The organism is Methylocystis sp. ATCC 49242, from assembly GCF_000188155.2.
Lineage (GTDB): Bacteria > Pseudomonadota > Alphaproteobacteria > Rhizobiales > Beijerinckiaceae > Methylocystis.
This window is the reverse complement of the sequence record NZ_KE124774.1, coordinates 3,002,045-3,019,298: the sequence shown is the minus strand read 5'-3', so window position 1 is coordinate 3,019,298 and position 17,254 is coordinate 3,002,045. Positions and strand designations below refer to the sequence as shown.

18 protein-coding genes are annotated in these 17,254 nt (G+C 65.9%); 12 read left to right on the top strand and 6 right to left on the bottom strand.

Features of this window, described 5'->3' with window-relative positions; all coding sequences use genetic code 11:
* Positions 1–151: 151 nt before the first annotated feature.
* From MET49242_RS16745 to fabD, 5 genes are all read left to right on the top strand, one after another.
* Complete coding sequence (locus tag MET49242_RS16745) at positions 152–793, top strand: Crp/Fnr family transcriptional regulator (protein WP_036284562.1); 642 nt, start codon at positions 152–154, stop codon at positions 791–793.
* Positions 794–869: 76 nt separating this feature from the next.
* A complete protein-coding gene (gene acs, locus MET49242_RS16740) occupies positions 870–2,804 on the top strand; it encodes an acetate--CoA ligase (RefSeq protein ID WP_036284559.1) in 1,935 nt (644 codons plus the stop codon).
* A gap of 88 nt (positions 2,805–2,892) precedes the next feature.
* Positions 2,893–3,144: a hypothetical protein gene (locus tag MET49242_RS26235; protein ID WP_244430841.1), complete on the top strand. Its 252-nt coding sequence runs from the start codon at positions 2,893–2,895 to the stop codon at positions 3,142–3,144.
* Positions 3,072–3,509, top strand: coding sequence for a heme-binding protein (locus tag MET49242_RS16735; protein ID WP_305809093.1), 438 nt, complete (start codon positions 3,072–3,074; stop codon positions 3,507–3,509). Before MET49242_RS26235 ends, MET49242_RS16735 begins: the two co-directional genes overlap by 73 nt.
* A gap of 81 nt (positions 3,510–3,590) precedes the next feature.
* Positions 3,591–4,538 carry an ACP S-malonyltransferase gene (fabD, locus tag MET49242_RS16730; RefSeq protein ID WP_036284556.1) on the top strand — a complete coding sequence of 316 codons (948 nt, stop codon included), beginning with the start codon at positions 3,591–3,593 and terminating at the stop codon, positions 4,536–4,538.
* Between the two features lie 72 nt (positions 4,539–4,610).
* Here the strand turns inward: fabD and MET49242_RS16725 are convergent, their stop codons facing one another.
* Positions 4,611–5,381 carry an outer membrane protein gene (locus MET49242_RS16725; RefSeq protein WP_036288473.1) on the bottom strand — a complete coding sequence of 257 codons (771 nt, stop codon included), beginning with the start codon at positions 5,379–5,381 and terminating at the stop codon, positions 4,611–4,613.
* Positions 5,382–5,788: 407 nt separating this feature from the next.
* Here MET49242_RS16725 and fabG point away from each other — a divergent pair, with 407 nt between their 5' ends.
* The 7 genes from fabG to MET49242_RS16690 all read left to right on the top strand — a co-directional run bounded on the left by fabG (position 5,789) and on the right by MET49242_RS16690 (position 12,847).
* Complete coding sequence (gene fabG, locus MET49242_RS16720) at positions 5,789–6,526, top strand: 3-oxoacyl-[acyl-carrier-protein] reductase (protein WP_036284553.1); 738 nt, start codon at positions 5,789–5,791, stop codon at positions 6,524–6,526.
* 288 nt (positions 6,527–6,814) lie between these two features.
* Complete coding sequence (locus tag MET49242_RS16715) at positions 6,815–7,054, top strand: acyl carrier protein (RefSeq protein WP_016918578.1); 240 nt, start codon at positions 6,815–6,817, stop codon at positions 7,052–7,054.
* 125 nt (positions 7,055–7,179) lie between these two features.
* Positions 7,180–8,442 carry a beta-ketoacyl-ACP synthase II gene (gene fabF / locus MET49242_RS16710; protein WP_036284547.1) on the top strand — a complete coding sequence of 421 codons (1,263 nt, stop codon included), beginning with the start codon at positions 7,180–7,182 and terminating at the stop codon, positions 8,440–8,442.
* Positions 8,443–8,624: 182 nt separating this feature from the next.
* Entirely contained in the window at positions 8,625–10,811 is a 2,187-nt protein-coding gene (gene mltG, locus MET49242_RS23490) for an endolytic transglycosylase MltG (RefSeq protein ID WP_051134268.1), read from the top strand.
* Positions 10,812–10,845: 34 nt separating this feature from the next.
* Complete coding sequence (locus MET49242_RS16700) at positions 10,846–11,733, top strand: YicC/YloC family endoribonuclease (protein ID WP_036284544.1); 888 nt, start codon at positions 10,846–10,848, stop codon at positions 11,731–11,733.
* A 72-nt stretch (positions 11,734–11,805) separates the two neighbouring features.
* Complete coding sequence (gene gmk / locus MET49242_RS16695; RefSeq protein ID WP_036284541.1) at positions 11,806–12,447, top strand: guanylate kinase; 642 nt, start codon at positions 11,806–11,808, stop codon at positions 12,445–12,447.
* A 40-nt stretch (positions 12,448–12,487) separates the two neighbouring features.
* Complete coding sequence (locus MET49242_RS16690; RefSeq protein ID WP_036284538.1) at positions 12,488–12,847, top strand: DUF488 domain-containing protein; 360 nt, start codon at positions 12,488–12,490, stop codon at positions 12,845–12,847.
* On the opposite strand, the gene rsmA is transcribed toward MET49242_RS16690, so the two are convergent.
* The 5 genes from rsmA to MET49242_RS16665 form a co-directional block, all read right to left on the bottom strand.
* Positions 12,841–13,743 carry a 16S rRNA (adenine(1518)-N(6)/adenine(1519)-N(6))-dimethyltransferase RsmA gene (gene rsmA, locus MET49242_RS16685; RefSeq protein ID WP_036284534.1) on the bottom strand — a complete coding sequence of 301 codons (903 nt, stop codon included), beginning with the start codon at positions 13,741–13,743 and terminating at the stop codon, positions 12,841–12,843. The genes MET49242_RS16690 and rsmA overlap by 7 nt on opposite strands.
* A complete protein-coding gene (pdxA, locus tag MET49242_RS16680) occupies positions 13,740–14,738 on the bottom strand; it encodes a 4-hydroxythreonine-4-phosphate dehydrogenase PdxA (RefSeq protein WP_036288466.1) in 999 nt (332 codons plus the stop codon). Before pdxA ends, rsmA begins: the two co-directional genes overlap by 4 nt.
* 2 nt (positions 14,739–14,740) lie before the next feature.
* The gene (locus MET49242_RS16675; RefSeq protein WP_036288463.1) at positions 14,741–16,144 is read right to left on the bottom strand and encodes a M48 family metalloprotease; all 1,404 of its coding nucleotides are present in this window, start codon (positions 16,142–16,144) and stop codon (positions 14,741–14,743) included.
* A 55-nt stretch (positions 16,145–16,199) separates the two neighbouring features.
* Positions 16,200–16,463, bottom strand: a complete 264-nt coding sequence (locus MET49242_RS16670; protein ID WP_036284531.1) for a hypothetical protein — start codon at positions 16,461–16,463, stop codon at positions 16,200–16,202.
* 268 nt (positions 16,464–16,731) lie between these two features.
* Positions 16,732–16,980 carry a hypothetical protein gene (locus MET49242_RS16665; RefSeq protein WP_227966572.1) on the bottom strand — a complete coding sequence of 83 codons (249 nt, stop codon included), beginning with the start codon at positions 16,978–16,980 and terminating at the stop codon, positions 16,732–16,734.
* Between the last annotated feature and the right edge of the window lie 274 nt (positions 16,981–17,254).

Genomic DNA, 17,254 nt, shown 5'->3' with positions numbered 1-17,254 from the left:
CGCGCGCGGGAAGAGAGGGTGCGGCTCCCCGGATAATCCAGCGCCGTTTATCAAATCGGGCGCCCGCGCGCAAAGGGCGCCCTATTCCGGGCGGCCGATTTTGCTTTAGTATCGCCGCCGTGGTCACTCTGGCGCCTCTCAAGACAAGCGCATGAATCCCATTTTCATCGAGGCGGTCGGCTATCTCGCCGCGGCGGCCAACGTATTCGTCTTCGTGTCGAACACGATGATCCCGCTGCGCATCGCCGCCATCCTCGCCAACGCGCTCTTCGCCGCCTATTTTTTCCTGAAGGGCTATCTGCCGCTTTTCGCGCTCAATGCGCTGATGGTCCCGATCAACGTCTTCCGGCTGCGGCAGATGCGGCGGCTCGTCTCCGACATCCGCTCGGCTACGCAGAGCGCGACGAGGGGCGATTTCGACTATGAGTGGCTGCGGCCCTACATGAAGCAGCTGAAGCTGCCGCAGGGTTTCACGCTGCATTACAAGGGTGACCTCGCCGAAGAAGCCTATGTGCTGGTGCGCGGCGAAGTCTCCCTGCTCGAACCCTGCGTCACGCTCAAGCCCGGCGCCTTCTTCGGCGAAATGGGCCTCTTCACCGAGGAGAACCGCCGCACCGCGACCGCCGTGGCGGCGACGGACATCGAGCTGCTTTGCGTGCGCTACGACGACCTGTTGCAGCTCGCGGCGCAAAATCCGCAATTCGGCTTTTACCTGATGCGGCTGATGATGCGGCGCATGCAGCACAATGTCGACATTGCGCGACTCTCGGGCGCGAAGAATGCGCAGAAGTGACAGGGCGGCGGCGTCGAACACCGGCGTGACGCGCCCGGCGGCGCGAATGAAAAATCCGATGCGAGGCGAGGAATAAATGTCCGAGAAAATCTACCCCGTCCCCGACGACTGGAGGACCTCCGCCCGCGTCAATGAGGCTGAATATCGCGCGCTCTACGAACTGTCGCGGAACGACCCGGACGCCTTCTGGGCGCGGGAGGCGGAGCGCATCGACTGGATCAGGCCCTTCACGAATGTGAAGCACACGAGTTTCGACACTCATAATGTTTCGATCCGATGGTTCGAGGACGGCACGACCAATGTGGCGATGAATTGCGTCGACCGTCACCTGCCCCACCGCGCCAGCCAGACCGCGATCATTTGGGAAGGCGACGAGCCTTCCGTCTCCCGCCACATCACCTATGGCGAATTGCACGAGCATGTCTGCCGCTTCGCCAATGTGCTGAAGAAGCACGGCGTCAGGAAGGGCGACCGCGTGACGATCTATCTGCCGATGATTCCCGAGGCGGCCTACGCCATGCTGGCCTGCGCCCGGATCGGCGCGATTCATTCGGTGGTCTTCGGCGGCTTCTCGCCGGAGGCGCTTGCGGGGCGCATCGAGGATGCGGCGTCCGACGTGATCGTCACCGCCGACGAGGGGCTGCGCGGCGGGCGCAAGGTGCCGCTGAAGAACAATGTGGACGCCGCACTCGAAAAGACGCCGGCGAAAACCGTGATCATGGTGACGCGCACCGGCGCGGAGGTGGACATGATCCCCGGCCGCGACTTCCGTTATGAGGAAGAAGCCGCGAGCGTCCCCGCCGATTGCCCCTATGCGGAGATGGGCGCGGAGGACCCGCTGTTCATTCTCTATACGTCGGGCTCGACGGGGAAACCCAAGGGCGTGTTGCACACGACCGGCGGCTATCTCGTCTACGCCGCGTTGACGCATGAGATGGTCTTCGACTACCGCGACGGGGACGTCTACTGGTGCACGGCCGATGTCGGCTGGGTGACGGGCCACAGCTATATTCTCTACGGGCCGCTGGCGAATGGCGCGACGACGCTGATGTTCGAGGGCGTGCCGAATTATCCGACCGTCTCGCGCTTCTGGGAGATCGTCGACAAGCATGGCGTCAACATCTTCTACACGGCGCCGACCGCGATTCGCGCGCTGATGGCGGCGGGCGAGGAGCCCGTGAAGAAAACGGGCCGCAAGTCGCTGCGGCTGCTCGGCTCCGTGGGAGAGCCGATCAATCCGGAAGCCTGGGAATGGTATCACCGCGTCGTGGGCGAGGGCCGCTGCCCCATCGTCGACACCTGGTGGCAGACGGAGACCGGCGGCATACTCATCGCGCCCCTGCCGGGCGCGACGGCGCTCAAGCCCGGCTCCGCGACGCGGCCGCTGTTCGGCGTCGCGCCGGAGATCGTGGACGCGACGGGCGCGGTGCTGGAAGGGGCCTGCGAGGGAAATCTCGTCATCGCCGATTCGTGGCCGGGACAGATGCGCACGGTCTTCGGCGATCACGAGCGCTTCGCGCAAACCTACTTCTCCGCCTATCCCGGCAAATATTTCACCGGCGACGGCGCGCGGCGGGACGCCGACGGCTATTACTGGATCACGGGCCGCGTCGACGACGTCATCAACGTCTCCGGCCACCGCCTCGGCACGGCGGAGATCGAGAGCGCCCTCGTCGCCCATGAGAAGGTCTCGGAGGCCGCCGTCGTGGGCTATCCGCACGATCTCAAGGGTCAGGGCGTCTACGCCTATGTGACGCTGATCGACGGGGTTCAGCCGACCGGGCATCTGCGCAAGGAGCTCGTGAAATGGGTGCGCGAGGAAATCGGCCCCATCGCGACCCCCGACGTGATCCAGTTCGCGCCGGGCCTGCCCAAGACCCGCTCCGGCAAGATCATGCGGCGGATTCTGCGCAAGATCGCCGAAGGAGAGTTCGGGGCGCTCGGGGATACGTCGACGCTGGCGGACCCGGGGGTGGTGGAGGAGCTGGTGAGAGGCCGCGACGCCGGCTGAACGCTGGCGAAAAATCGCGATCCATTGGCGCCCCGCGGCCTATCTCGAAAGCGACGCAAGGTTTTTCCTTGTCGTCAAGGAGGAGAAGATGCGGCGTTCCATAGTCATCCTGCTCGGACTTTTCGCGACAGCCCCCTCCCTCGCGGATTCCGACGTGGAACATGCGCGATATTCGGTCGTCACATCGCTGGACGATATCGAGATCCGCGACTATGCGCCGCAGATCGTCGCTGAGAGACGACGGTCGCCGGCGAGCGCGACGCGGCCATTTCACAAGGCTTCCGCCGCCTCGCCGGCTATATTTTCGGCGACAACCAGCCGGGCGGAAGGATCGCCATGACCGCCCCCGTCGTGCAGGAAAAAGGCGAGAAAATCTCAATGACCGCGCCCGTCGCACAGGAGCGCTCCGAAGACGGCTGGCGTATCCGCTTCACAATGCCGGCGCAATATGACATGGCGGCCCTGCCCCGCCCCAACAATCCCGAGGTGCGGCTCGTCGAGGTCCCGGGAAAACGCATGGCGGCGATTCGCTTCTCCGGTCTCGTCAGTGACGACGATCTCGCCCTGAACGCGGCGAAACTGGCGGATTTCCTGAAGAAGAATCGCCTCGTGGCGCAAAGCGGACCGCTCTACGCCTTCTACGATCCGCCATGGACGCTGCCCTTCAACAGACGCAACGAGGTCATGGTCGAGATCCTCCGCTAATGATCCTTCGACCTTGACACGCCCGCCCCCGCAGTCCAATCGCGGCGCAAAGCCATCAAAAGCGAGGAGCGGGGGCGGGTAATGTCCAAGGCGTTCATTTTTCCCGGACAGGGGTCTCAGGCGGTCGGCATGGGCAAGGCGCTCGCCGACCAATTCGCTGCGGCGCGCGGCGTGTTCGAGGAAGTCGATTCCGCGCTGTCGCAGCCGCTCTCCGGACTGATGTTCGAAGGCCCCGAGGCGGAGCTGACGCTCACCGCCAACGCCCAGCCGGCGCTGATGGCCGTCTCTCTCGCCGCCATTCGCGTGCTCGAGGCGGAATGCGGCCTCGATCTTCGGCGCGACGCCGCCTTCGTCGCCGGCCATTCGCTCGGCGAATATTCGGCGCTCGCCGCCGCCGGCGCGCTGACGATCGCCGACACGGCGAAGCTCCTGCGCATCCGCGGCGACGCCATGCAGAAGGCTGTTCCGGTGGGCGAGGGCGCCATGGCGGCGCTGCTCGGCGCCGAACTCGATCAGGCGCGGGAAATCGCCGGGGCCGCGGCGGCGGCGCGCTCCGCCTGCTGTCAGGTCGCCAACGACAATGGCGGCGGGCAGGTCGTGATTTCCGGCGCGAAGGCCGCCGTGGAGAAGGCGATGGACATCGCGAAGGAAAAGGGAATCAAGCGCGCCGTGCTTTTGCCGGTTTCCGCGCCCTTCCATTGCGCGCTGATGCAGCCCGCCGCCGACGCCATGGCCGAGGCGCTCGCGGGCGCGAAGATTGCCGCGCCCTGCGTTCCCGTCGTCGCCAATGTCACGGCGGCGCCGGTCAGTGATCCGGAATTGATCCGCAAGCTTCTCGTCGAGCAGGTGACGGGCGCGGTGCGCTGGCGTGAATGCGTCGCCTTCATCGCCGGGCAGGGCGTGACCAAATTCGTCGAATGCGGCTCGGGAAAGGTGCTCGCGGGCCTGCTGAAGCGAATCGCGCCGCAGGCGGCGGGCATTTCCGTCGGCGCGCCGGCCGATCTGGACGCCTATCGCGCCTTCGTCTGATCGACGACGGACGGCCAAACAAAAAAGCCCGGCCTTGCGGCCGGGCTTTCTGCTTCTCGACTGGAAAGCCGATCAGTAGCTCGCCAACACCGGAGCCGGAGCGCCGAAGTTGAAGTGATAGTTGATGCCCGCGCGAACTGTGTGGAAGCGGGTGTTCGTGCGGAAATTGTTGCCGCCGTTCCAGCCCCAGCCGGCCCAGTTGGCGTTGTTGCCGTTGTTGCCGGAAAGCTGGGTGTAGAGGTACTCGACCTTGGCCGACCAGTTCGGCCAGAACATCCACTCGGCGCCGCCGCCGGCGGTCCAGCCGGTGCCGGTCGTGTTCCAGCTCGAGAAGCCGCCGTTGCTGGCGATCTCGCCGTAAGCGAAGCCGCCCGTGCCGTACAGCAGCAGGGTGGGCATGCTCGGGAAGGTCAGGCCGAGACGGCCGCGGACCGTGCCGAACCAGTTGAGGCGGGCCGAAGCGCCGCCGTTGCCCCAGCCGAGGCCCAACAGCCAGGCGGTGTTGTTGGCGTTGCCGCCGCTGCCGATGCTGGTGCCCTGGAAGTCGGCCTCGGCGCCCACGACGAACATCGGGGTCAGCTGATAGTTGTAGCCGATCTGGCCGCCGCCGACGACGCCGCCGGAGTTGCTGTTATTGCCGGTCCAGCCCCAGCCAGCGTTGTTGCTGCCGTTGGTCAGCCAGCCGCCGCCGAGGTTGAGACCCGCGTAGAAGCCGGTCCAGGTCATGACCGGCGGCGGCGGGATGTAGGCCGGCGGGGCCTTGCGCGAGGGGAGGTCGGCCGCCTGAGCGGCGCCGGCCGAAAGGGCGATCGCCAGGGCGAGCGCCGAGATGGCAGTCTTCATGTCGCAATCCTTATGTTCAAGCCACATTCCGTTTTAGACCCGCATCCATCCCGTGACTGAAAGGACAAAATCGGACGCGAACCTCCAAGCCGGAACAGTGTCGTCAAAATCGCCGCCGAAAACAACAAACAGAGGGTTAATTCGGGCCCGAATCGGGCGAAAGATTCCCGGTGTTGCAATCCTGTCACTACCTTGAACTTGCTCGTTAAACTGGAACTTGACTGGAAAGCTGCGTGTAAAATCGATGGAATTTCGACGCTGGCGCCATCGATTCGGCTCAATCCGTCATGAACAGGAGACAGTTCTCGCGAGGGACTCGCTTTTGTCCGGTTTCCTATTAAACCGAGTTCGACAGCCTGACGCGACGGCTTTCCCGACGCGTTAAGGAAATGGGAGGAAGGGGAAAGATGTTCGACCTGACTGGCAAGACGGCGCTGGTGACCGGCGCAAGCGGCGGCATCGGCAAGGATATCGCCCGCGCGCTGCACGCGGCCGGCGCGACGGTGGCGCTGTCGGGGACCCGCCGCGAGGCGCTCGAAACGCTGGCGGGCGAAATCGGCGCGCGCGCGCATGTGCTGCCGTGCAATCTCGCCGACAAGGAAGAAACCGAGAAGCTCGTTCCCGCGGCCGAGGCCGCCATGGGCGGGCTGGACATTCTCGTCAACAACGCCGGTGTGACACGTGACATGTTATTCATGCGTCTCAAGGACGAGGATTGGGACACCGTTCTCAACATCAATCTCACCTCCGCCTTCCGCCTGTCGCGGGCGGCGCTGCGCGGCATGATGAAAAAGCGCTTCGGCCGAATCATCGGGATCACCTCGGTCGTCGGCGTCACCGGCAATCCGGGCCAGGGCAATTACGCGGCCGCGAAGGCCGGCATGATCGGCATGTCGAAGTCGCTCGCCGGCGAAGTCGCGTCGCGCGGCGTGACGGTCAATTGCGTCGCGCCGGGCTTCATCGAGAGCCCGATGACCGACGCGCTCACGGACGCCCAGAAAGAGAGAATTCTCGGCGCGGTTCCGGCCGGCCGGCTGGGAACCGGCGCCGACATCGGCGCGGCCGTCGTCTATCTCGCCAGCGTCGAGGCCGGCTACGTCACCGGACAGACGCTGCACGTCAACGGCGGCATGGCCATGATCTAGCGGCGGTCGTCCCCCGGGAACGACGCGGCGAAGACGGGACAGGGGCGGCGCGACGAGTTCGCGCCCTCTCGCCAACCCAATCGAAGTATGTTACCTGAACGTCGCCGCGTGAGGGGCGGCGTCGCCGTATATCCCGATTGAAGGCCAGGCCGCTGCTTGACAGTCGGCGCCGCTTTTGGAATCCGGTTGGCGCTCGATAATTTGGAGGAAACGGCGGTCGCAAGCTGCTTGATGAGCTTGCCAGCGCCGGTATTGGTGCGAGCACCACAGCAACAGGGACTTAATGAGATGAGCGATGTCGCCGAGCGCGTGAAGAAGATCGTTGTCGAACACCTCGGCGTCGAGCCCGAAAAGGTCGTCGACAAGGCGAATTTCATCGACGATCTGGGAGCTGATTCGCTCGACACCGTCGAGCTGGTCATGGCTTTCGAGGAAGAGTTCGGCGTCGAGATTCCGGACGACGCGGCGGAGACCATTCTCACCGTCGGCGACGCCGTGAAGTTCCTCGAAAAGGCGAAGGCCGCCTGACGATCGAAAGTCCAGGAAGCGCGGAGCGTCCATCGCTGCGCGCTTTTCTTTACCGCTGCCGGCCTTTGGCGTCGTTCGAAGGTCGGAAGCCGTCCGACAGTTTTTGAGGAAGTCGAGTGCAAGCCATGCGCAGGGTGGTCGTCACCGGTCTTGGCGTCGTGTCGCCTTTGGGATGCGGCGTTGAAACAAACTGGCGGCGTCTGGTCGCCGGCGAACACGGCTTCCGCCGCATAGACACATTCGAGGTCGATGATCTCGCATGCCAGGTGGCGGCGGTCATTCCGCGCGGCGACGGATCCAACGGGTCCTTCAACCCGGACGAATGGTTCGACCCCAAGGAACAGCGCAAGGTCGATGATTTCATCGTCTATGGCGTCAGCGCCGCCACGCAGGCGCTGAAAGACGCCGGCTGGAAGCCGCAGACGCCCGAGGAGCAGGAAACCACCGGCGTCCTCATCGGCTCCGGCATCGGCGGCCTGGGCGGCATTTACGAAACCTCGATCACCCTGAAGGAAAAGGGCCCGCGCCGCGTGTCGCCCTTCTTCGTCTCGGGCCGCATCATCAATCTCGTCGCCGGCTACGTCTCGATCATGCACGGCCTCAAGGGTCCGAATCACGCGGTCGTGACGGCCTGCGCGACGGGCACCCACGCCATCGGCGACGCCGCCCGGATCATCGCCATGGGCGACGCCGACGTGATGGTCGCCGGCGGCGCGGAATCCCCCGTCAACCGCATTGGCGTCGCGGGATTCGCCGCCTGCCGCGCGCTCACCACCGGCTTCAACGATCGGCCCGAAGCGGCCTCCCGGCCTTACGACAGGGATCGCGACGGCTTCGTGCTCGGAGAAGGCGCCGGCTGTGTGGTGCTGGAGGAATATGAGCACGCCAGGGCTCGCGGCGCGAAAATCTACGCCGAGCTGATCGGCTATGGCATGTCGGGAGACGCCCATCACATCACCGCCCCGGCTCCCGACGGCGACGGCGCCTATCGCTGCATGAAGGCGGCGCTGAAACGGGCCGACATCTCGGTGACCGACATCGATTACGTCAACGCGCATGGCACCTCGACGCCGCTCGGCGACGAGATCGAGCTGCGGGCGGTCGAGCGGCTGATCGGCAATGTCGAGCCGAAACTCTCCATGTCGTCGACGAAATCGGCGATCGGCCATCTTCTCGGCGCCGCCGGCGCGGTGGAGGCGGTCTATACGATCCTGGCGATGGCCCATCAGATCGCGCCGCCGACCCGCAATCTCGACAATCCGTCGGTGGAAACGGCGATCGACCTCGTTCCGCACAAGGCGCGGCCGCGCGAGATCAATCTGGCGCTGTCGAACTCCTTCGGATTCGGCGGCACCAACGCCTCGCTCGTTTTCCGGCGCCCGCAATAAGGCGCGACCTTTCGAGCAAAATGGGGATAGCGCGAGCGAAATTGTATCGCTTCGCGCTTTAGCCTGTTAACCATGTTCCCGCTTTCCTGAATTCGCCACAATGACCGATAGTGTAAGTCATTCGGCGACAAGCGCTTGCGCGAGATTTCTCCGCCCGGCGCGGTGAGTTGGATTGGCGTGACATGATGATCGACACCGACGATACGGGCGACAAGGCGAAGGCTGAACCGCAGGCCGAGGCGAAAGACGCCGCCGCCGCGCCAAAGCCGGCGAGCGAATCCGCCGCGCAGCCGGCCGCAAAGGCCCCGGAGGCGAAGGCCCCCGACGCGACGCCCGCAGCCGCGGCGAAGGCCGAAGCGCCCAAAGCTGACGCCTCCGGAGACGAACCGGCCAAAGCCGAAGCGCCCCGGACCGAGCCGAGAACGCCGGAGCCGATCAAGGCGGCGGAGCCCAAACCCGCGGCGGAGCCAAAGCCCGCAGCGCCGCCGATCGTTGTGGACGCCAGGCCCGAAACGAAGCCCGACGAGGGCTCTTCCTTTTTCCGCCGCCGCGCCACGCTGCAGAGCGGCGCCCAGACCCTGCAGCCGCAGGCTCCGCCGCCGCCCCCGCCGCCAAAGAAAAAGAAGCGCCGCGACGGCATGCTGTCGGCGACGAGCGGCTTCCTGAGTTTCCTTCTCGTCGCGCTGGTCGCCGGCGCCTTCGGCTTCATCGCCGTGATGCACAAGCTGAAGGAGCCCGGCCCGCTCGCCGCGGACAAGATCGTCTATATTCCGCCGCGCAGCGACGTGATCGAGATGATCGCCCAGCTCGAACGCGAAGGCGTCATCGACAGCCCGAGCCTGATGAATTTCGCGACCATGGTGGAGGGCGCGCGCGGGAAGCTGAAACAGGGCGAATATCTCTTCAAGAAAAAGGTCAGCCTTCGCGAGGTCATCGACGAACTCGTCGCCGGTCGCGTGCTGATGCACAGCCTGACCATCCCCGAGGGCCTGACGAGCGAGCAGATCGCCCAGCGGCTGCGGGAGTCGGACCTGCTGGCGGGCGACATCATCGAGACGCCGAAGGAAGGCGCGCTGCTTCCGGAGACCTACAAGTTCCCCCGCGGCTTTCCGCGCGCGCGTCTGATCTCCAAGATGCAGGAGGACCAGCGCAAGCTTCTCGAACACATTTGGGCGAAACGCGCGAAGGACCTGCCGCTGCGCACGCCGTTCGAACTCGTGACCCTCGCCTCCATCGTCGAGAAGGAGACCGGCAAGACCGAGGAGCGACCGCGCGTCGCCGCCGTCTTCATGAACCGGCTGCGCAAGGGCATGCGTTTGCAGTCCGACCCGACGATCGTCTATGGCCTCGTCGGCGGCAAGGCGAGCCTGGGTCGCGGCATTCTGCGCTCCGAAATCGAGAAATGGACGCCCTACAACACCTACGCCATTGACGGCCTGCCGCCCGGCCCGATCGCCAATCCGGGCAAGGCCGCGCTGGAAGCGACCGCCAATCCGGCCAACACCCGCGACCTTTATTTCGTCGCCGACGGCACGGGCGGCCACGTCTTCGCCGAATCTCTCGACCAGCATTCGCGCAACGTCCAGAGCTGGCGAAAGATCGAGAAGGATCAAAAGGAGAAGAACGGCCTCGACGCCGACAAGGCGGCTCCTGCCGCCGTTCCTCCCGCAACGCCGAAAAGCGACAAGCGGACCGAGGCGCCGATCGGGCGTCTGGTCGATGTCGCGGGCGCCCACGACGACTACACGCCCGGCAGGGCGATGGCCCCGGACGACGGAGCCACGCACCGCCTCGGAAAATACGGCCCCGCAGGAGCCTTCTTCTTCCTCGGTGGCCTCGAGGATCCCACGGAAACGGCGAGCGCCCAGTTCGCGGCCCTGAGGCCGGCGCGCCCCTTCTTCACGGAAGAAGCGGCGCAACTGAAGACGCCGCAGGCGGGCGGCTTCAATCCCGATCTGCTCGCCTCCGGCGCCGCTCCCGGAGCCGAGGGCGAAGACGGCGGGCCGCTCGGTCCCGACATGATGGCGCGCGAAAGCGCCGATGGCCGCGCGCTGCCCGATGACGACATCGCCGCCTATCCGGTCTCGCCCGCGCGCCGCGCCGAGCAGAAGGCCCGCGCCGCGAGACTCGGCCTCTCGGCCGGCTCGGACGAACTGCCCCGCGAGGCGCTGGGCGAGAAGGTTTCGCCGGAAGACGCCGCCCCCGCGACTCAGACCGCCGAGGCGCCCATCGCTCTCGCCCCTGCCCCGCAGCGGGCGCGGCCGCGCGCATTCGACGCTTCAGAAGGCACCGCGCTCGATCCGCTGCGCGACAAGAGCTGGGATCTGACCTCCGCCAAGACCGTTCCCGCGAGCGCCAGTTTCCGATAAGCGAAAGAGCGTCGCCCGCCGCCCCGGAGTCCCGATGACAGTCGCCAGCATGACCGGATTCGCCCGCGCGCAGGGAAGCCTCGGGCCCTGGTCCTATGCGTGGGAGCTGAAAAGCGTCAATTCCAAGGGGCTCGACCTGCGGCTGCGGGTTCCGCCGACTTTCGACGCCGTTGAAATCAAGGCCCGCGCCGCCATCTCCGCCCGCCTCGCGCGCGGCTCCATCTTCGCCAGTCTCACCGCCAAACGCGCAGATGAGGAAGCCGCTGTGCGCGTCAATCGCGCCGCGCTCGACCGTCTGCTCGCCGCGCTCGACGACGTGCCCCTCCACCCCAATCTCGGCCCCGCCTCGCTCGACGGACTGCTCAACGTCCGCGGCGTCATTGAGGTCGTGGAGCCGCAGGACGACGAGGCCCAGCGCGCGGCGCTCGACGCCGCCATTCTCGCCTCCCTCGAAGGCGCGCTGGACGCGCTGGTCGCCTCGCGACACATGGAGGGCGCGGCGCTCGCGAAGACGCTCGGCGATCGTCTGGCGCGGATCGGGACGCTCTCCGCGGAAGCCGACGCCCTGCCCGCCCGCCAGCCCGAGGCGATCCGCGAAAGGCTCGCCCAGCAGGTCGCGCGGCTGATGGAGAGCGCCGAGGGGCTCGATCCCGCCCGGCTGCATCAGGAGGCGGTGCTCATCGCCGTGAAGGCCGATATTCGCGAGGAGCTCGACCGGCTAAAGGCCCATGTCGAAAGCGCCCGCCGCCTCATCGCCGAGGGCGGCCCCATCGGCCGGCGGCTCGACTTCCTGTCGCAGGAGCTCGGCCGCGAATCGAATACGCTGTGCGCCAAGTCCAATGATTCGTCACTGACGACGATCGGCCTCGAAATGAAGATCGAGGTGGAGCAGTTGCGCGAGCAAGTGCAAAACATCGAGTAACGGCGCGCAGCGGTTGTCAGGCGGCCGCCGATTGCCTATTGCCGGGAACCTTCCCTCGTGACAATCGTCGATATGGACACCAATCTCCCGCTGCGCCGCGGCGTCGTTCTCATCCTTTCCTCTCCTTCGGGCGCCGGCAAGACCACGCTGACGCGGATGCTGCTGCAGGACCGCGACCTAGACCTCACGCTGTCGATCTCGGTGACGACGCGCTCGCGCCGCACGAGCGAGGTGGACGGCATCCATTATCGCTTCATCGGCGAGCGCCAGTTCGTCGCCATGCGCGACGCCGGCGAATTGCTGGAATGGGCCGAGGTGCATGGCAATTTCTACGGGACGCCGCGCGCGCCGGTGGAGGCGATCCTCGCGCAGGGGCGCGACTGCCTTTTCGACATCGACTATCAGGGCACGCGCCAGGTGCGCGAGAAGATGGGCGCGGATACGGTCACCGTCTTCATCCTGCCGCCGTCGATGAAGGAGCTGCGCGCGCGGCTGGAGCGGCGGGCGGAAGACTCCCGCGAGGTGATCGAACGCAGGCTCGAGAACGCCCGCAAGGAGATCGCGCGCTGGAAGGATTACGACTATGTCATCGTCAACGACGACCTCCAGCGCTCCTTCGACGATCTGATCGCGATCCTGCGCGCCGAGCGCCAGAGGCGGCCGCGGCGCGAGCGCGGCATTGAGGAATTCGTCGAAAAATTGCTGAGCGAATAGAGAGGCTTCCCGCTCCGCGCGGCCGCGCTATCTCGGTTTCATGCCGGGTTTTTTCATCAAGCGCGTCTATGAGCCTCCCGAGCCGGAGGACGGCGCCCGCGTGCTCGTCGATCGCCTGTGGCCGCGCGGGCTGAAGAAGGAAGACGCCGCGATCGATCTTTGGGCGCGACATCTCGCGCCAAGTCATGAGCTGCGGCGATGGTTCGGCCATCGCCCCGACCGCTGGGCTGAATTCCGGTCCCGTTTTCGCGAAGAGCTGATGTCGCCGGAAGCTCGGGAGCAGCTCGAGGCGCTGGAGGCGCTCGTCGGCAAGATACGCATCACCCTCCTCTACGCCGCCCGCGACGAGGCGATGAACAATGCGCAGGCGCTGCGGGAGTTTCTGCGCGAGCGTCAGTGAGACGCGAGCGCATTGGCCAGCGCCACGAAACCGGGGACGTCGATCTCTTCCGCCCGCTTGGTCTCCTCGATCCCCGCCGCCGCCAGCAGGGCGCTCGCGTCGACGCCGAGCGTTCTGAGGCTTTGGCGCAGCATCTTGCGGCGCTGCCCGAAAGCCGCCTGCGTGACGCGAAACAGGGCGCGCGGGTCACAGGCGAGCGGCGACGGATTGGGGACGAGCTCCACGACGGACGACGTGACCTTCGGCGGCGGCGTGAAGGCGGCGGGCGACACGTCGAAAAGTATGCGCGCCTTCGTGCGCCAGCCGCAGAGCACGGCGAGGCGCCCGTAATCGGCGCGCTGAGCCGGCGTCGCGACGATGCGCAGCGCGACCTCCTTCTGGAACATCAGCACATAACGGTCGAAGACCGAGGGCCATGGCTCGGCCTCGATCCAGCGGGTGAGCAGGGCGGTCGCGACATTGTAGGGAAGATTGGCGCAGATTCGCGCCGGCCCGCCTGCGCCATGCGCGCGCACGAGTTCGGCCGCGTCGATTTCGAGCGCGTCGCCCTCGACGACCGTGAGTCGGCCGGGATAATGGGCGGCGATTTCCGCGAGCGCCGGCAGGCAGCGCGCGTCGCGCTCGACAGCGATGACGCGCGCGCCCTGCGCCAGCAATGCGCGCGTCAGGCCGCCGGGGCCGGGGCCGATTTCAACGACTGTCGTCGCCGTTTCGTCATGCATGCTCTTGTCCGAAAAGTCTGACGACTTTTCGGCAGCATGCGTGAAAGGCCCGGCGGCGCGGGCGATGCGCGCGGTGAGATTGAGATCGAAGAGGAAATTCTGGCCGAGTGTCTTCTTCGCGTCGAGTCCGTGGCGAGCGACGACGTCGCGCAGCGGAGGAAGCGCGTCGCTCACGACGCCATCCGCCCGGCAAGCCTGATTGCCTCGATGAGACTCGTCGCGTCCGCCACGCCCTTTCCGGCAATATCGAAGGCCGTTCCGTGATCGGGCGACGTGCGCACGAAGGGAAGGCCCAGCGTGACGTTTACGCCGCGATCGAAGGCGAGCGTCTTGATCGGGATCAGCGCCTGATCATGCGTCGGGCAAAGCGCGACGTCGTATTTTTTCCGCGCGCTCGCGTGAAACATCGTGTCGGCGGGATAGGGGCCCGTCGCGTCGATTCCCTTCGCGCGCAGTTCCGCGATCGCGGGCGCGATCGTATCGATCTCCTCGCGGCCGAGCGCGCCATCTTCACCCGCATGCGGATTGATCCCCGCGAAGGCGAGACGCGGATTTGCAATGTCGAATCGCGCGCGCATGTCGCGCGCGACGATCTCGCCCGTTTCGACGATGAGCGCGCGCGTCAGCCGCTTCGGCGCCTCTGCAAGCGGAATGTGAATCGTGATCGGCACGACGGCGAGTTCTTCCGCCCAGAGCATCATGACCGCGCGGTAATCGCCGCCGTAATGACGCCGCGCGAGTTCGCCCAGAAATTCCGTATGACCGGGATGCGAAAAACCTGCGGCGTAGAGCACCGACTTTGCAATCGGATTGGTGACGACGGCGCGCGCTTCGCCTTCGACGACATATTCCACCGCGCGTTCGATGGAAAGAATCGTCGCGCGCGCGTCCTGTGGATCGGGCGCGCCGGCGACGCCGCGCACATTGCAGCCGATCGGCGCGACGGGAAGCGCGCGAGAAAATATCTTGCATGCCTCTGACGGCCCCGTCTCCTCGATCGCGACGTCGAGCGACAGTTCATGCGCGATGCGCGCAATATGAGCCGGATCGGCGATCAGGAAGAAGGGCGGCAGATTGCGCGCGTGACGCGACGCGTAAGCCTTGAGCGCCAGCTCCGGCCCGACGCCGGAAGGATCGCCCTGCGTGAGCGCGAGCGGAAGCTTCGTCATCGTCATTCGTCGGTCGAGCCCGGCGGGCGATAGTTGAGAATGTCGTCGGCGCGCAGCCAGCCCTGCGAGCCTTCCCTGAATTTGGCCTTCGCGCGCGTGGCCTGGGTGCGCGCCTCGACATATTTGCCGGCGACGAAGAGGCCTTCGGCGGCCGCGAGCTGCGCTTTCGCCTCGTCGCCCTTGCGATAATAGGCCATGGACAGATATTCCCACGCTTCCGGCGAATCCTCGTCGCGCTGCGTCGCGTTGTAGAGGACGCGGATCGCTTCGTCCGTATAGGCGGGATTCTCCGTCGCGACGAGCGCATGTCCGAGCAGCGCCTTGATCGGCGCGGCGGCGGGCGCGAGCGCCGCAGCCTTTCGCAGTGGCGCGATGGCCTCTTCGGCGCGCGCGGCCTCGAGCAGAAACTGTCCCTTCAGCTCCCAGAAATAAGGATTTTTCGGCTGCGCCTTGATGAGCGCGTCCGCCCCGGCGAGCGCCTGCTCCAGCCGCCCGGCCTTGTTGTCGGCGATGGCGCGCGCGTAATGGCCGGCGATGGAATTGTCCGACATGTAGCGCCGCGCGGCGTCGCCGGCGTCGCCCATGAAGCCGACGAGCTTGGCGCGCATGAGATCGTGGCGGGCCTGCAGCGCGGGAGAATCCACCGCGTCGAAATAGGGCGAGTCCTTCGCCGCCGCCTCGAGATTCGAGATGCGCTCGGTCGGCAAGGGATGCGACAAGAGATAGGGATCGATCGTTTGCGACTTGAACATCGCCTCATTGGCGAAGCGTTCGAAGACGGTGAGCATGCCTTTCGCCGATTGATGCGTGGCGGTGAGGAATTTCACGGCCGCGCGGTCGGCGGCCTGCTCCTCGCTGCGCTGGTAGGAGAGAAGCGAGCGCTTCACCGCCTCCTGCGGCCCGAGCATGATGCCGGCCATGCCGGCGGAATCGACGCCGAGATTGCCCTGCCGCCGGCCCGCGGCGCCGCTCGTCGTGGCGGCGTAAAGGGCGCCGGCGGAGGCGAGCATGCCGGCGATGGAAAGAATGGTGGCGCGCGCGAGCTCCTGCCGTCCGCGCACGAGATGGCCGCCGGCGATATGGCCGGCCTCATGCGCAAGAACGCCGATGATCTCGTTCGGCGTCTTCGCTTCCACGAGGGCGCCGGTGTTGATGAAGATCTTCTGCCCGTCGGCGACGAAGGCGTTGAAGCTCTTGTCGCCGACGATGATGATCTTGGCCGCGCCGGAATGAATGCCCGCCGCCTTGAAGATCGGCGCGGTGTATTCGCGCAGCAATTGCTCGATCTCGGCGTCGCGGATGATGGAGACTTTCGGCGCGTCCTGCGCATGGGCCGGCGCGACGAGCAAAAGGCTCAGCGCCCCGAGAACCCCCCTGCGCAAGCCATGGCGAAAAATCGTCGTCATGGCGCGACACTGGCTCATGGCGGCGATGAAATCAAACATTGCGCCGGGCGCGGCCCTACATCGCGCCCTCGCGCACGACGCCGCGGATCGGGGAATTCGGGAAAAGGAGATTTTCGATGGTGAAAGCCCGCTCTTCGGGCGGCTTCTCCCGGATTATCGGGCGGCGTGCGCTGTAATGCGGCCGGCGAACCGGCGCTCGGCGCGCCGCGACGCTCCCCTGAAGTGCGCTGCGGTCGGGGCCCCAATCCGCGCCCCTCGCCTCGGCCGACATGCCCAGAGCGAGCACGGCGAGAACCGCGAATCGGATTTGTCGGCTCATTCTCATTTCCAGGACGATCCATCATCTGCGACAGGCAGGGGATAGCTCGGTGGCGCAAATCCCGATTTTCTATTGCGCTGCACAAGAAAAATTTTTTCGCCTGTTTGCCAACTGGTTGTAGCGAGCGACCCTTTCCATGCACGAGTGGATACAAAAAGGCCCCGACTCCGGCGTCGGGGCCTCTGACCCGAAACGCTTACTGGAGCGCGCTCGGGAAATCACGCGCGGTTTCTTCGAGCGCGCGACAGGAGATGACGCGGGAGCGGCGCTATTGGGCGCCCTCGAGCACGATGATGCCCCTCGGATCGTGCGGGGACATCGCCGGGCGGTAAACATGTCGCGGACGCTGGCGCATCACGTCGCTCGGCGAGGCGCTGATCGCGTCATTGTAATGGTGCTCCTGCACGGCGTCGCCCCAAACCTGCCTGGAGTCATAGTAACGATCATAGGCGAAGGCCGATCCCGCCGACAGAACGAGGCCCAGGGTTGCGGCGGTGAATACGAGTTTCAATGACATCGCTTTCTCCATCTGCGCGGCGTCCGCTCTGCGGGGCTCCCCGGCCTCGGCAAGGCCGTTCGTCCCGGCGCCCGTGAAACAGATTGTGGTTCATATGACTGTCATAAAAAAGTGTATTGTCCTCCCCCCCTCTCAACGGGTGTGTGCAGGCGCAGCATAGGCGCGCGAGGCGGCGATGCGCGTCTCGAGGGGCCCTCCAGAAAGCAAATGCGCGCCGCCCGGGGGCGACGCGCATGACGTCTCTTTTCTATGTCGAGCGAAGCGGAACCGCCGT